The organism is Sphingomonas larreae, assembly GCF_051400595.1.
In the GTDB taxonomy this organism is placed as follows: domain Bacteria; phylum Pseudomonadota; class Alphaproteobacteria; order Sphingomonadales; family Sphingomonadaceae; genus Sphingomonas.
In genome coordinates, this window is sequence record NZ_JBLFFI010000001.1 from 84,577 (window position 1) to 99,330 (window position 14,754).

The 14,754-nt window shown below is 72.5% G+C and carries 10 protein-coding genes; 2 read left to right on the top strand and 8 right to left on the bottom strand.

The features are described from left to right. Nucleotides 1-6: 6 nt before the first annotated feature. The 8 genes from addA to ACMGDM_RS00415 form a co-directional block, all read right to left on the bottom strand. Nucleotides 7-3,462, bottom strand: a complete 3,456-nt coding sequence (addA, locus tag ACMGDM_RS00380; protein WP_436802161.1) for a double-strand break repair helicase AddA — start codon at nucleotides 3,460-3,462, stop codon at nucleotides 7-9. Next, nucleotides 3,455-6,451 carry a double-strand break repair protein AddB gene (addB, locus tag ACMGDM_RS00385; RefSeq protein WP_436802162.1) on the bottom strand — a complete coding sequence of 999 codons (2,997 nt, stop codon included), beginning with the start codon at nucleotides 6,449-6,451 and terminating at the stop codon, nucleotides 3,455-3,457. Before addB ends, addA begins: the two co-directional genes overlap by 8 nt. Then, nucleotides 6,444-7,199, bottom strand: a complete 756-nt coding sequence (locus tag ACMGDM_RS00390; protein WP_436802163.1) for a nucleotidyltransferase family protein — start codon at nucleotides 7,197-7,199, stop codon at nucleotides 6,444-6,446. Before ACMGDM_RS00390 ends, addB begins: the two co-directional genes overlap by 8 nt. Next, complete coding sequence (locus ACMGDM_RS00395) at nucleotides 7,196-8,179, bottom strand: aminoglycoside phosphotransferase family protein (protein WP_436803598.1); 984 nt, start codon at nucleotides 8,177-8,179, stop codon at nucleotides 7,196-7,198. The genes ACMGDM_RS00390 and ACMGDM_RS00395 overlap by 4 nt, the downstream gene beginning before the upstream one ends. Beyond that, nucleotides 8,176-8,640, bottom strand: coding sequence for a tRNA (adenosine(37)-N6)-threonylcarbamoyltransferase complex ATPase subunit type 1 TsaE (gene tsaE / locus ACMGDM_RS00400; protein ID WP_436802164.1), 465 nt, complete (start codon nucleotides 8,638-8,640; stop codon nucleotides 8,176-8,178). The genes ACMGDM_RS00395 and tsaE overlap by 4 nt, the downstream gene beginning before the upstream one ends. Then, nucleotides 8,637-10,973 carry a sensor histidine kinase gene (locus ACMGDM_RS00405; RefSeq protein WP_436802165.1) on the bottom strand — a complete coding sequence of 779 codons (2,337 nt, stop codon included), beginning with the start codon at nucleotides 10,971-10,973 and terminating at the stop codon, nucleotides 8,637-8,639. The genes tsaE and ACMGDM_RS00405 overlap by 4 nt, the downstream gene beginning before the upstream one ends. Before the next feature lie 103 nt (nucleotides 10,974-11,076). Beyond that, entirely contained in the window at nucleotides 11,077-11,991 is a 915-nt protein-coding gene (locus ACMGDM_RS00410; RefSeq protein WP_436802166.1) for an ROK family protein, read from the bottom strand. Next, nucleotides 11,992-12,435: a MarR family winged helix-turn-helix transcriptional regulator gene (locus ACMGDM_RS00415; protein WP_436802167.1), complete on the bottom strand. Its 444-nt coding sequence runs from the start codon at nucleotides 12,433-12,435 to the stop codon at nucleotides 11,992-11,994. It abuts the gene before it with no gap. A gap of 147 nt (nucleotides 12,436-12,582) precedes the next feature. Between ACMGDM_RS00415 and ACMGDM_RS00420 the strand changes: the two genes are divergently transcribed. Together ACMGDM_RS00420 and ACMGDM_RS00425 are read left to right on the top strand one after the other, a co-directional pair. Then, complete coding sequence (locus tag ACMGDM_RS00420) at nucleotides 12,583-13,491, top strand: alpha/beta fold hydrolase (protein ID WP_436802168.1); 909 nt, start codon at nucleotides 12,583-12,585, stop codon at nucleotides 13,489-13,491. A 49-nt stretch (nucleotides 13,492-13,540) separates the two neighbouring features. Then, nucleotides 13,541-14,719 (top strand): winged helix-turn-helix domain-containing protein, encoded by a 1,179-nt coding sequence (locus ACMGDM_RS00425; RefSeq protein WP_436802169.1) that lies wholly within the window; start codon nucleotides 13,541-13,543, stop codon nucleotides 14,717-14,719. Nucleotides 14,720-14,754 lie beyond the last annotated feature (35 nt).

A 14,754-nucleotide genomic window follows, 5' to 3' on the forward strand; every position in this document is an offset into this window, starting at 1 on the left:
GCGCGCTCAACCGTCCAGCCCCAAGCTTTGCTCCGGTCCCGCCAAGCGCCGCTTGACCGGGGCGAGCAGCGCCTCGGGCAAGGTGATCAGCCGCGCTCCCGCGGTGTAAAGCAGCGCCACCTCGACCCGAGCGTCCGGCACGATCACCTCCAGGGCGGCGGCATAGGCCGCCATTTGGCGAAGGTGGTAATCGGGCACGTCGTCGGCGCTGTCGGGAACGACGCGCGACGACTTATAATCAATCACGCGCACCACCCTATCGCCGATCAGCAGCCGGTCGACCGTGCCCGAGATCACGCGTCCAGAGGCCAAGGTGGCGCTGATCGGCGCCTCCGCGAGCGACTCGGGGCCGAACAGCGGCGCCAGCGCGGTATCGTCGAGCACGGCAAGCACCGCGCTCACCAGCGGGGTGGGATCGGCCACGCCGCGCTGGGTCAGCCACGCCGCCGCCGCGTGCGCGCGTCGCTCGGGGGCGAGCGGAGGCAACCGTTCGAACAGCGCATGGAGTAGTCGTCCGCGCTCGGCCGCGGCGCCGTCGCTGGGTGTGGGCGGCGGATCGGCGACCAGATCGTCGCCGATCGAGGATGGCGTGAGCGGGCGCGGCGGCCTGGCGTCCTCCGGCGCCGGGCGTCTCGTCCATGCAGGCAGCGGCGCCGTGGCGGGCGGCTCGACCGCGGCGCGCCTCGCCGCGACCGCCGCCACCGTCGCGTCGCCCACGAAGCTGCGCTCGCCGCCGTCCGCCGCCCGCGCCACGCCGAGCGAGTCGAAGGTCCGCGCTGCCGCGGCGTACCAGCTCGCCGGAGGCGGTTCGCCGCGCCACTTTGCGCTGAGCGAGCCCGCGATCACCAGACGCTCCTCCGCGCGCGTCGCCGCGACGTAGAACAAGCGCCAATGCTCCTCGCGCTCGCGCTGCTCGGCCGCCACGAGCGCTGCGTCGATCGCGCCGGCGCGCTCGGCGGCACGCGGACGAAACACGGGGATCGCCGCATCGAGCCCCTCCGGCTTCCACGAGACGGTGCTGCGCGGCGTCGCGTCCGGATCGGCGGTGGCGTCGGCGAGGATCACCAGCGGCGCCTGCAAGCCCTTGGCGCCGTGGGCGGTCATTACCCGAACCGCGTCGAGCGGCGCGGCGGCGTCGCGCACGATCTCCACTTCATCGCGCTCGAACCAGTCGAGAAAGCGCTGGAGCGAGGGCGTCGTGTCCAGCTCGAAGTCGAGCGCGGCGTTGAGCAGTTCCTCAATCGGATCGCGCGCCTCCTCGCCGAGCCGCGCGAGCAATTTGCGCCGCCCGTCAAGTGGTCCGGAGAGCAGTTGCTCGAGGAAGCGGTACGGCGTGTCGAAGTCCGCGCTCGCCAGCAGCGCTGCGACCGGCGCGACTGCGTCCGCACACGTGCGCCGCAGGTGCCGCCAAAGCCCGCCCTCGCGCGGCACCGCGCGCGCCATCAGCTCGTCCTGCGACCAGCCGATCAGCGGGGAGACGAGCAGGCTGGCGAGGCTGAGATCGTCATCCGGCTGGAGCACGAAGCGGATCGCCGCGAGCAGGTCCTGCACCGCGAGCGGCGCGGAGAGCCGCAATCGGTCAACCCCGGCGACGGGCACGCCCTCGGCGTACAGCCGCGCGACGAGCAGCTGAGCCAGCTCGCCACGGCGCTTGACCAGGATCATCACGTCCTCCGGGCGCAGGCGCCGCCCCTTGCTGCCGAGCAGCAGGCCGCCCTGGTCGACCGGGCGGAGCCACGCGCGCACCTGCCGCGCGATGTTGCTGGCGTTGCGGCGCACCGCATCGTCGGTCCACCCCTCCTCGCCGTCCTCCTCCGCCGCGTCGGTGCCCGCCGCGACTGCGGGCCACAGCGTCACCGCACCGGGCCCGTCAACGCGGCTCGCGTGCGCCGGGATCGTCTGGAGCGACCCCAGCGCCTCGGGCCCGAGCACCTCGATTGCGGCGTCGACGAACGCCAGCACCGGAGCGGTTGAGCGGAACGACTCGGTCAGCGACAGGCGGTCGAACGGCAGGCCGCGCTCGTCGTCGGGCATGTCGTCGTTGCCCGCCACCTCGCCCGCCTTGCGCTCGAAGTGGCGCTCGGCGGCCAGGAACGTCGTCGGGTCGGTGCCCTGAAAGCCGAAGATCGCCTGTTTGTGGTCACCCACGGTGAACAAGGTTCGCACCGAGGGCGCAAACACCCCGCGGCCGACGAAGTACTCGTCTACCAGCGCGCGCACGATCGTCCATTGCGCGACGTTGGTGTCCTGCGCCTCGTCGACCAGGACGTGCTCGGTCTGCTGGTCGAGCTTGTAGCGGATCCACTCGCCGATACCGTCCTGCCGCAGCAGCGCGACCGCCGCGCCGATCAGGTCGTCGAAGTCAACCGCGCCGGCGTGGCGTTTGGCGGCGGCATAGCCACGCGCATAGTCGCGGCCGACCTCCAGCGCGGCGCCGAGCAGATCGGCGTAGGCCGCGCGGGTGCGCAGCGCGAGCAGCTCGCCGCACCAACCGTGGAGCCGCAGCGCATGCTCGGCATAGTCGGCGTGGGTGGGCGCCCGTCCCTTGCCGAACGACTGCGGCTCGCCATCCTTCCGCGCCCATACGAGATGGAGCTGATCCAGCGTCGCGGCCCGGTGCGCGGCGTCGCCGGCGAGCCACGCCCCGATCGCCTCAGCCCGCTCGATGCCGCTCTTGGTGCCCCAGGCGCGGTTCAGCGCGGCGAGTTGGTCGAGCGTGGCACGGTCGATCGCGGCGTCGGCGCACGCGCCATCGACGTGCGCGTCAAGGTCGCCGAGCGGCACGCCCAACGCGGCGCGGACGAATGGACCGATGCCGCTCGGCAGCGCCTCCAGCGCGGAGCCCGCACGCGCGCAGGCGATCAGGAACTGCTCGGCTCCCTGCTCACCCAGGCGGACGCTGAGCCGCCCGATCGTCTCGACCGGCGCCGCACGTCCCGCGCGCTCGGCCCCGACCAGCAGGTCCGACAGCGCCTGCCGCCGCAGCAGCGCTTCCTCGCGCGGCTCGAGCGGGCGGAAGCCGGGCACCAGCCCGGCCTCGATCGGAAAGGATGCGAGCAGTCCCTGGCAGAAGCCATGGATGGTCTGGATGCGCAGCCCGCCGCCGGGCGCGTCGAGCACCTTGGCGAACAAGGTGCGCGCGCGCGCGATCAGCGCTGGCGTGGTGCGCTCGCCGAGCGCCAGCAGATCGGCGGCGAGCTCGGTCTCGGCCATCCGCACCCAGGCGGCAAGCTGGCGGTTGATCCGTCCCGCCATCTCGGCCGCACCTGCCTTGGTGAAGGTGAGGCACAGGATCGCGGACGGATCGACATCGCGCAGCAGCAGCCGGAACACGCGCGCGGCAAGCACCTGTGTCTTGCCCGTCCCGGCCGAGGCCGAGAGCCAGACATGCGCCTCGGGCCGGCTCGCGCGCAGCTGCTCACCGCGCAGCGACGGCAGCGGCCCGACCACGCGCTCAGCCACGCGCCTGCTCCCGGCCGTACCATTCGTCGCGGCGCATCAGCTGGTCGTATTCGGCGTAAGGGGCGAATTCGGGGTGGAGCTTGGCGGTGAAAGCCTCGTCGCCGGTGAGCCAGCGCGCCACCGCCTCGCCGAAGCTGGCGCGCGCCGCAGCGACGAACTCGCCGGTGGGGATCCGCCCTCCCTTGCCGGACGGCTCGACGGGAGAGCTGACCGCCCCGAACGTCTCGCCCTTTTTCGCCAGCGACCAATATTCGAAGCCGGTCGCCGCGCCGCGCACGCCCGCGAACCCGCCATCCTCCGCAATCGCGCCGAGCAGGCCGAGCTGGAGATTGAAGCCGCCGCGCACCGCGGCGACCGATGGCGCCTTGCCGGTCTTGTAGTCGACGATACCGATGCCACCATCGGGCATGCGATCGATCCGGTCGAAGCGGCCGTCGAGTGCGATCCCCGACAGCTCGGCACGCCCGCGCCCCTCAACCGCGAGCACCTCGCGTCCCTCGGCGCGATCGGCCAGCGTGCGCTCAGCGATCCACTCGAACGCCGCGATCAGCCGCGGCTGCCACAAGGCGCGTAGCAGCGGGTGCGCCGCCGGGTCCTCCAGCAGCCGCCGCGCGCGCGGCAGCAGCGCCTCGGGCGCGCAGCGATCGTCGCGCGCCCACGCCTCCAGTACGGCGTGCACCGCGGTACCGCGCCACGCCGCACTCGGATCGGCGTCGACCGGATCGAGCGGCAGCAGCTTGAGGATGCGGCGCGCGTAGAAAGCAAAAGGATCCGCCTTGAGGCGGTCGACCTCGGTCACCGAGATCGCGCGCGGGCGCAGCGCGGGCGGCGGCAGCGGCGCGGGTCGTACTGCCGGGCGCGGCACGCCGCCGTGATCGAGCGCGCGCGCCCAGTCGGCGAGCACATGGGCGCGCGGGAAGCGCTCGCCCGCCATCGCCTCCAGCCGCAGCCAGAAGCGCGAGGCCAGTGCGGGGGAGCGCTGGTCGCGTCGCGCGCGGGTGAGCACCACCTGCGGCGCGCCGAGCGCCTGCGCGAAATCATGCGCGGCGACGCCGATCCCGCGTTCCAGCCCCGGCAGTCCGAGCTCGGCGCGCACCCGCGGCGCGAGCCATGGGTCCGGCGCGGGCAGGCCGGGCCAGACGCCCTCGTTGAGTCCGGCGAGAATCATCAGGTCGGCGGACTGTAGCCGCGCCTCGATCAGGCCGTAGATCGCGAGCCGCGGATGCCGTTCGCGCGGCAGCAGGCGGATCGCGGTCTCGTCCATCAGCAGCCGCAGCATCGTCGCGAAGCTCGCGGGCGTGACTCGCACCGGACCACGCGGCGCCTGTTCCTCCAGCGCGCCGAGCAGGTCCGCCGCCGCGCGCCCGGCCGGCCCGCGCCAGGCCTCGTCGCCCGCCAGCCGCTGCGCCGCCTCGCGCAGTCCCGCCACCAGCGCGGCAAGCGGCCGGTCGCCGTCGCCGAACACCTCCGCCACGGGCACGAGCAGCGCGCGCGCCTCGCTCCACCAGTCCGCCGCAGGTGCCCGGATCGCGCGTTCCCGCTCGCTGCCTCCGGCGAGATGGCGGTCGACCCCGGCGAGGCCCGGCCCCGGCCGCGGTCCGCGCAGCGCGCGATCGAGCCGCCGCACCCCGTCGAGCCACGCGCCACGCTCGCTGCCGGCGCGGACCAGCGGGTGTTTGAGCAGGGTCAGCAGCGCCATCGGCGCGAAGCCCTGCGCCGCCGCTTCGACGATCGCCGCCAGCAACGTGCCGGGCGGCAGGATCGTCAGCGGACGGCCGGCGCTGTCATCCACGTCGATGTTCCAGCGCCGGCAATGCGCGGCGACGCGACGCGCCAGCGCCCGATCGGGCGTGACGAGCGCCGCCGTGCGACCGGGCGTCTCGACCGCCTCGCGCAGCTTGAGCGCGATCGCCTGCGCCTCGTCGGCGGGCGTCGCGAGCTCGACCGCCTCGACCCCGGCGAGCCGCCGGTCGGCGGCGTCGAGCCGCGTCCATTTGGCGGTGAAAGCGGCCGGCGCCAGCGCGTTGGCGATCGCGCGGCCGCGCGCGGCGGTCGCGTCATGTTCGCTCGCGGCACCCCAGCGCGTCACCTCGGCGCGCGCCGCACCGATCCGCTCGAGCAAGAGCTTGAGGTGGAACTGCGGGTGCACCTCGGTCGCGCGGCGGCGGAGACCGGTGACCGGATCGGGCTGGTGCGGACCAAGCGAGTCCCACTCCGCCGCGGGCAGCTGCAGGTCGAGGTCGGCGAACACCACCATGCCCTCGGGCAGGCCCGCGACCACCCGCAGCAGTCGCGCCACTGCGGGGGCCGGGTCGGTGACGCCGGCGGCGCACACGAACGTGGCAGGCGGCGTGTCGCGCCAGCGTGCCGCCTGGCGATCGAGCAACTGCCCTCGCCGCCACGCCGCGTCGACCCGGCCGAGGCGCTCGCGCTCGGCGGGCCAACGGTCGAGCAGTAGCCGGAACAGCCGCAGCGACGCTTCCCAATGGTCCGACAGCCCCTCGCCCGGATCGATCGCGGCCAGCTTCTCGGGCGCGATCTCCTCGACGATCAGCTGGTCGAGCGTACGCGCCAGTTCGCCCGCGAGCCGCACCGCCTCGGCCGCATCGACCGCGCGACCCGCGGCGGCACGCTCCTCGCTCACCAGCCGCGCCAGGATCATGCGACGCTGGAGCGGGTCAATCGCAGGCGGCAACGGCGGCACCGCATCGGCGGGGTCGAGCGCGGCGCCAACCGCCGCCTCCAGATCGTCCCCGCCTAGTGCGACGATGCGGGGCAGCAGCAGCGCACCACCACTGGCGCGCACAAATGCGTCGCTGATCGCCAGACCGGCGCGGTTGTTGGGGACGAGCACCAGCCCGCGCGCCAGCGCCATCCGGTCGCCGCCGTACCGCCGCAGCAGCCCGGCGACGAGCGCGTCGGCGAAGGCACGATGCGCCGGTATCGAGTAGAGCCGCAGGCCGCGCTGATGCGCGGGCGCGTCAGACATCGGCGAGCAGCGCCTCCGTGCGCGCGATCGCGCCCGGCACGTTGACCTCCGACCAGAGCCCCTGGTGGACGAAGCCATAGGCGCGCCCGGCCGCGATCGCGCGATCCCAGAAGAGGTTGGTCGAGAAGGGCCCGTCGGGCCAGTCGCGGATCAGCGCGGGTGCCATGATCTGCACTCCCGTGTAGACGAACGGGGCGACCCGCCCCGGCTTGCGCCGGCCGCTGACGCGCCCGTCCGGCGCCAGGTGGAAGTCGCCCTGCCCGCCGTGGTTGTGCGCGTGCGCGCACGGCACCATCAGCATCAGTGCGTCCATCGCCGCGCCGTCCCAGCGCGCCGCGAGCTGCCGGATCGCGTCGGTTGGACCGTCGAGCCAGAAATTGTCGCTGTTGACGACCAAGAAGGGTTCGTCGCCCAACAGGGCGCGCGCGTGCACCAGCCCGCCGCCCGTCTCCATCAGCCGCGCGCGCTCGTCCGACACGATCACCTCGATGCCGTGGACGCGGTGACGCAGGTGCGCCTCCAGCGCATCCGCGAGATAATGCACGTTGACGACTGCGCGCTCGACACCGGCGGCGCGAAGACGGTCAAACACATGATCGAGCAGCGCCCGACCGGCCACCTCCACCAGAGGCTTCGGCCGCGTTGCGGTGAGCGGACGCATGCGCTTGCCGATTCCCGCCGCCATCACCATCGCGGTGCGCGGCACACGCCCGCCCGGATCGGGGCGGATGTAGTGCGGCCGGGTCATGCGTCGCGTCCGGCCGCGGCGATCAGCATCGGATCGCCGCGCAACTCGGGCGGGAGATTGTCGGCGAACCAGCGCGCCACGGGTGCCAGTACCGGCTGCCCGAGATCGCGCTCCAGATACCCCCATACGCGCGGACACAGCGCGGGGTAGCGCGGCTTGCCGTCGCGCTGCCACAGCCGCGTGAAGATACCGATGATCTTGGCGTTCCGCTGCGCGCCGAGCACGTGATAGGCCCGCATGAACGAGTCTCCCTCGCCGGTGGCGGCGCGATAGCGCGCCAGCATCCGCTCCTCGAGCGCGGGATCGACGTCGCGCCGTGCATCCTGCAACAGCGACACGAGATCATAGGCAGGATGACCCGCAAGCGCGTCCTGGAAATCGAGCAGGCCCAACGCGCGCTCGCGACCGAGCAGCATCAGGTTCTCCGCGTGATAATCGCGCAGCACGGTGACAGGCACCGCCGCCTCGGCGTGGCCGAGCACCTCGTCCCAGGCGGCTCGATAGCCGGCGTCGTCCACCGCGATCCCGATCGCCGGGCAATACCATTCGGTGAGCAACGCCGCCTCGCGCAACAGCTCGGCGCGATCATAGGCGCGTACCGCGGCGGCGGGATGCGCGCGCAGGGCGACGAGCAGGTCGGTCGCCGCCTCGTAGAGCGGCACCGCGGCGACAGGATCGGCGTCGGCGGTCTCGCGCAACCGCTCGTCGCCGAAGTCCTCCAGAAGCACCAGCCCGCGTGCGAGATCGACGGCATGCACCGCGGGCGCGGCAAAACCGCGCTCCGCGAGCCAGTGCGCGATGTCGAGGAACGGGCGCGGGTCCTCATGTGGCGGCGGAGCGTCCATCAGGATGGCACGGCGCTCGCCCGCGACGACGCGGAAGTAGCGTCGGAACGAGGCATCGCCCGCGAGCGGGTCGATGCGCGCCTGGTGCCAGCCGTTGCTGTCGAGAAAAGCCGCGGCGTCCGCCGGCGGCGTCATCGGGGTCGCCATCGCGCTCCCCAAGCGGGGGGCGCCGTCCAAGTCAAGCGCCGCGCGCCGTCCGCCGCGACGACGAAGGCGAGCGCCAATGCATCGGGCCAGCGCTCGGCGCCGGCGCGCTCCGGCCACTCGATCAGCAGCGCCGAGTCGAGCCGCGCCTCATCAAGGCCGAGTTCCTCCACCTCATTTGCGTCGTCGAGCCGATAGAGATCGACGTGGAGGAGCGGCAGCGTCACCTCCGGCGGCGCATAGGGCTGGACGATCGCGAAGGTGGGGCTGGGCGCTTCCTCGGCGAGCCCGAGAGCCGCGAGCACGCCGCGCGCGAAGCTGGTCTTGCCCGCGCCGAGCCCACCTGAGAGCGTCACCACGTCCCCCGCGCGCAGCACCGGCGCCAGCGTGGCACCGAGCGCAAGCGTGGCGGCGGGGTCGGCCAGCCGCACCGTGCCCGTGTCCGCGCTCATCGCCGCGGCAGCTCGACCGTGATCAGCGTGCCCTCGCCCGGTTCGCTTACCAGCGCGATCGTCCCCCCGTGCGCCTCGGCGAACTGCTTGGCGAGCGGCAGCCCGAGCCCGAGCGCGCGCTCGCTGCCCGCCGATACGCCGCTCTGCGCGAAGCGGTCGAAGGCGCGCGCCGCCTGCTCGGGCGACATGCCCGCGCCGTCGTCCGACACGACGATCCGCGCGCTCTTCGCGTTGCCGTCGACGTGGAGCAGCACGCGCCCGTCCGCCGGCGCAGCGCCAACCGCGTGGCGCAGCAGATGCTCGATCACCTCGCGGATGCGGCGCGCGTCCCCGCTCAACCGTCCGGCGGAGCGCTGCACCTCCACCACCAGCTCGACGTGATGCCGCTTGGCCGCGGCGCGCACCGAATCCGCGGCGGCACGCGCGACCGCGGCGAGATCGACGTCGCCGCGCTCCAACGGGCGCGCGCCGGTATCGGTCGAGGTCAGGTCGAGCACGTCGTCAATCAACAGACCGAGCCGATCGACCGAGTCGAGGATCGCGTCAAGGTACGCGGTCGCATCGGGGGTGAGCTCACCGGCATAGCCGCCGTGCAGCATCTCGGCGAACCCGCTGATCGAGGTCAGCGGTGTCCGCAGCTCATAGCTCATGTTGGCGACAAAGGCGGTCTTCACCCGGTCCGCCGCCTCGAGCGCGTCGTTGCGGTCGCGCAGCGCCTGCTCCATCGCGCGACTGTCGGTGACGTCGAGCATCGTGAACAGCGCGTTGCCGTCGGGCAGCGGCACCGCGGCGAACTCGAAGTTGCGACCGTCCGCCAGTGCGATATGCCCGGCGCGCTGCTGCCGCTCCGCCGTGGCGACGCGCACCAGCTCGGCGATCGAGCGCGCCCGGCGCGGATTGGAGAGCTTGGCCGCCACCTTCTCCGCGATCACGTCGACGCGCGGATGGCCGCTGAGAAAGTCCTCCTCGAGGTCCCACAATGCGCGGAAGCGGTTGTTCCACAGCTGAAGCCGTCCGTCCGCCGCGAACACGCCCAGCGCCTCGAACAGATTGTCGAACGTGGCGGTACGGACCCGCAGCAACGTGTCCCGCGCGCTGGCGAGCTGGACCTGCTCGGTGCGATCCTCGAAGATCAGCAGCAGCCCGCCATCGGGCAGCGGCTGCGCGACGACGCGCAAATGCGTGCCACCGGGCAGGTGCCAATTCTCCTCGATCGCGCCCTCGGCGTCGACGAACCAGCCGCGCCGCTCCGCTTTCCACCCCGGAAAGTCGCGCACCTCGGGCACGCGATTGGCCTCGCGCATCCGCTCCAGCACGCGATCGAATTCGGGTCGGTCGGCGAGCCATTCGAGCCGCATCGCGAACAGCCGGCGGAACGGCTGGTTGCAGAACACGAGGCTGCGATCGCGCCCGAACTGCGCCACGCCGGCGGACAGCCGATCGAGCATCGCGCGCTGCGCCTCGGCGAAGCGCCGCTCGCGCGTGTGGCTCTGCTCCAGCTCCTCGATGTCGATCGCATAGCCCGCCACGCCCCCGACGGGCAGCGGCACGTCGTGGATCCGCAGCGACCGTCGCGCGCCGCCGATCGTGGCGGGCAGCACGCGCTGTTGCGGGCGCGCCTCGGTCAGCGCGAGCGCGGCGCCCGCGCTCGGCCCACCCTGCCCCGAGCCGTCCACCAGCTCGAGACCGCGCCCGACCACCTCGGCGGCGTCATTGCCCTCCACCGCGGCGACATAGGCCGAATTGACGATCGCGATGCGCAGGTCGCTGTCACGGTACCACATCGGCAGCGGCGCCGCCTCGACCAGCCCGGTGAGCGCGTCGAACGCGTCGGACAGCTCGGCATATTCGGCGCGGAGCCGGCGGCGCTCGCCTTCGCTGACGGTGGAATCGTAGAACCACAGGATGATCGCGCTGCCGCGCCGCTCGCCCTGCACCGTGAGCGTGCGCTGACCGTCGCGCGCGTGCAGGCTGCGCGTGAACCCCCGGGCGGAGCGCTGACACGCCGCCAACTCGCGCGCCATTGCCTCGGCGTCGCCGGAGTCCATCCCCCAGCCGACCGCCTCGAGTTCCTGAAGATAGCCGGGAACGCCCGACAGGCCGAGCCAGTCGGCGACGCGCCGCGCCATCTCGACGCGACCGTCGGGGTGGATGACGACCGGCTGCATGGGCGCGGCCGACAGCAGCGACTCGAGCGCGTCGCGCCCGCGGATCGCCCCCGACGCCGCCGCGCGCGCCCGCAACCCGACCGCCAGCAGCACCGCACCAGCGATCAGCAGCAGCGCCACGACGACGCCGACGATCACCGCGGTGGCGGGAGCGATCGTGATCATGGGCGCTGCACCATGGTCTGCAGGGACGGCATGTGCCGGATTTTAGCAAGCCCTTCCTGCGCGAAAACCACTTAGGGGAGGAAAAGGAGGACGCCTGCGAGCTTTATTCCGCTATCACCGCGGCTCGCCGATCCTCTACCGCGAGCGCCCCTAGCAGCACCGCGCCGAGCGGCCCGGCGTTACCGCCAAGCGCGGCCGGGACGATGAAGGTGTCGATGTCCGCGACCTCGGGCAGCGCGACATAGCCGTTGAGGCTGGCCGCGGTGGCCGCGCGCAGCCGCGGCAGCAGCCACGGATTGCCGACCATCACGCCGCCGCCGAGCACGATGCGACGCGGCACACCGGTGAGCGTCAGCGTCGCGAACAATGTGGACAGCGCCCCCACCACCGTGTCCCAGACCGGATGATCCGCGCCGAGATCCTCGCCCTTGACACCGGTGCGCGCCGCGATCGCGGGCCCCGCCGCGAGCCCCTCGACGCAGGCGCCGTGAAACGGGCAGGTGCCGATCCAATCGTCCCCGGCGAGGCGCGGCGGGCGAATATGGCCGAATTCGGAATGGGTCAGCCCGTCGACCGGCCGCCCGTGCGCGACCATGCCCGCGCCGACGCCCGTGCCGACCGTGACGTACGCCAGCTCGCCCAGCCCCTTGCCCGCACCCCAGCGCGCCTCGGCAAGCGCCGCGCCAACGACATCGCTATGGAACCCGACCGGCACGCCGTACCGCGCACCCAGCCGCCGCGCGACATCGGTGTTCGCCCAGTGTGGTTTGGGCGTGGAGGTGATCCGGCCGTAATCGCCCGAGTGCGGGTCGATCGAGACCGGGCCGAAGCTCGCCACGCCGATTGCCTCGAAGCCGCGCCACTGATCGAGCGCAGCCTCGAGCGCCGGCAGCGTCTCTTCCGGCCGCGTCGTGGGGACGCGCACCTCCTCCAGGATCGCGTCGGGCCCGCGCGACAGCACCGCAATGCACTTCGTTCCGCCGAGTTCGACGCCCGCGATCAGCGGCAGTTCCGCCATTCAACTTTCCTCTTCGACCGCGGCGTCGATCCGCCGCAGCATGTCCGTGAACTGCTCCAGCTCGGCCGCGGAGAAGCGACCGAAGATGCGCCGTTCGAGCGCCTTGGCCTCCGGCGCGACCTGCGCATACAGCGCCTCGCCCGCCGCGCTCAGCCGCAGATGATGCGAGCGGCGGTCGGTGTCGTTGGGGCTGCGCTCGAGCAGCCCGCGCCCCGTCAGCGCGATCGCGGCGCGGCTCACCGTTACCTTGTCCATGCGGCTGCGCTCGCCGAGCTCCGCCTGCGTGATCGGCGCGTGTTCCGCGATCAGCGTGACCAGGCGCCACTCCGGGATCGATAGGCCGAACAGCGCGTCATAGGCGCGCGCGATCCGATCGCTCACCCGGTTCGAGGTGACCGAAAGAAGGTAGGGCAGGAAGCGATCGAGATGGAGGCGGTCGGCCATGGAAAGGGTGCGCTAACACGGGACAGGCGCCAGCGGAACCGGCGTAGAAATGTTGCATTCACATGACTGCGCTATGACAGCTGTAAGACGGCCCTTAAGAGATGGGCAGGCGGGCGCCACGAGGAGGTGCGCGGGACGGAGCGAGCGATGACCTTGGTGACGGCGAACGGGATCGATATCGACGTGGAGGAGAGCGGCCCGTCCGACGGGCCGGCGCTGTTGCTGGTGATGGGGCTTGGCGCGCAGCTGGTCCGCTGGCCGCCGGCGATGGTCGATGCGCTCGCGAATCGCGGGTATCGCGTGATCCGGTTCGACAATCGCGACGTCGGCCTCTCGGCCAAGTTCGACCATGCCGGCGTGCCGAGCATCGTCTGGACGGTGATGCAGAAGCAGTTCGGGCGCGTTCCCGCGGTGCCCTACACGCTGACCGACATGGCGGCGGACGCGGTGGGCGTGCTCGACGCGCTCGGCGTGGAGCGCGCGCATCTCGTCGGCGCGTCGATGGGCGGGATGATCGCGCAGCTCGTCGCCGCCAGTTGGCCCGATCGCGCGGCGTCGCTCACCTCGATCATGTCGACCACCGGCCATCCCGCCTGCTCGCGCCCGTCGATGCGTGCCACCGCCTTGCTGCTGCGCCATCCGCGCAGCGACGATATCGAGGCGATCGTCGCGCATGGCACGTTGGCCGGGCGCGCCGTGAGCGGGCGGTTTCCGATGGAGGACGCCTTGATGGCGGAGCGGATCCGCGCCGAGACGCTGCGCAACCGCTGCCCGACCGGCTTCCTGCGCCAGATGGCGGCGATCGTAGCCGATGGCGACCGTACCGAGCGACTGCGCGTGATCAAGGCGCCGACGCTGGTGATCCACGGCAGCGACGATCCGCTGGTGCCGCCGGCGGGCGGACGCGAGACCGCGCGCGCCATACCCGGTGCGCGGCTGCTCGAGATCGAGGGCATGGGGCATACGCTGCCTTCGCAACTGATCACCCCGATCGTCGAGGCGATCGACGATCACGTGCGCGTCGGTGCCACGGCGCACGTGGCGCGCGCCGCCTGAGCGTCCGAGGCGGTTGACGGCGCCGGTTCACCCACGTCAAGCCACGGATATGACGCTTACCTTGTCGCAGGCGGAGGCGCGCCGCATCGCGCTGGCGGCGCAGGGGTTCGCGCGACGGCAACCATTTCGCCCCGGCGCGGCAGGGTTGCGCGCCACCGTCGATCGCCTTGGTCTGTTCCAGATCGACAGCGTCAACGTCTTGACGCGCGCGCACTACCTTCCCGCCTTCGCGCGGCTCGGCGGCTATGACCGCGGGCTGCTGGAGCGCGATGCCTGGGGACCGCGACGGCAGCGGCGGCTGTTCGAATATTGGGCGCATGAGGCGTCGCTGCTGCCGCTTGACCTCCATCCGCTGCTGCGCTGGCGCATGGCGCGCGCCGAGCGTGGAGAGACCGGCTATCTGCGACTGCGCCGCTTTGCGAGCGAGGGTCGCGCCCAGGCCATGGCGGTGCTCGAACGGATCGCCGCCGAAGGCCCGCTCACCGCCGCCGACTTCGAGAATGGCGCGAGCCGCAGCGGCTGGTGGGAGTGGAGCGGCACCAAGCACGCGCTCGAATGGCTGTTCTGGTCCGGTCGCATCACCACCGCGACCCGGCGCGGCAGCTTTGCACGGGTCTACGACCTGCCCGAACGCGTCCTGCCCCCGCAGCTTCTGGCGCTGCCGACGCCCTCGCCCGAGGAAGCGCACGTCGGGCTGGTGGACCGCGCCGCTCGCGCGCTGGGTGTCGCCACCGCGGCGGACTTGCGCGACTACTTCCGGCTTCGCCCTGCGGAAGGCGATCACGCCATCACGACGCTGGCCGAGGCCGGCATGCTGCTACCAGCGAGGGTCGAGGGTTGGTCGCAGCGCGCATGGCTCCATCGCGACGCCGCACCACCGCGACGCGTGCGCGGCGCCGCCCTGCTGGCGCCGTTCGACCCCCTGGTGTGGGAGCGCGGGCGGACCGAGCGGCTGTTCGGCTTCCGCTACCGGATCGAGATCTACGTGCCGCAGGAGCGCCGGCAGCACGGTTATTACGTCCTCCCCTTCCTGCTCGAGGAGGCGCTGGTCGCGCGCGTCGACCTCAAGGCCGAACGCGCCGCAGGCGTGCTAGCGGCGCGACGCGTGACGCTAGAGCCGCAGGCGCCTGCGGACACGATGCCGCGCCTCATCGCCGAGCTGGAGCGGATGGCGGCGTGGCTGGGCCTCGAGCGCGTGGTGCTGGGCGAGCTGGTGAGCGGTGACTGAGGCGGTGGTGTGAACGGAACACGCCCCAACCCCTG

Coding starts and splice junctions, on each gene's coding strand:
- addB (WP_436802162.1), bottom strand. CDS start 6,451: ATGTCTGACGCGCCCGCGCATCAGCGCGGCCTGCGGCTCTACTCGATA.
- ACMGDM_RS00390 (WP_436802163.1), bottom strand. CDS start 7,199: ATGACCCGGCCGCACTACATCCGCCCCGATCCGGGCGGGCGTGTGCCG.
- ACMGDM_RS00395 (WP_436803598.1), bottom strand. CDS start 8,179: ATGACGCCGCCGGCGGACGCCGCGGCTTTTCTCGACAGCAACGGCTGG.
- tsaE (WP_436802164.1), bottom strand. CDS start 8,640: ATGAGCGCGGACACGGGCACGGTGCGGCTGGCCGACCCCGCCGCCACG.
- ACMGDM_RS00405 (WP_436802165.1), bottom strand. CDS start 10,973: ATGATCACGATCGCTCCCGCCACCGCGGTGATCGTCGGCGTCGTCGTG.
- ACMGDM_RS00410 (WP_436802166.1), bottom strand. CDS start 11,991: ATGGCGGAACTGCCGCTGATCGCGGGCGTCGAACTCGGCGGAACGAAG.
- ACMGDM_RS00415 (WP_436802167.1), bottom strand. CDS start 12,435: ATGGCCGACCGCCTCCATCTCGATCGCTTCCTGCCCTACCTTCTTTCG.
- ACMGDM_RS00420 (WP_436802168.1), top strand. CDS start 12,583: ATGACCTTGGTGACGGCGAACGGGATCGATATCGACGTGGAGGAGAGC.
- ACMGDM_RS00425 (WP_436802169.1), top strand. CDS start 13,541: ATGACGCTTACCTTGTCGCAGGCGGAGGCGCGCCGCATCGCGCTGGCG.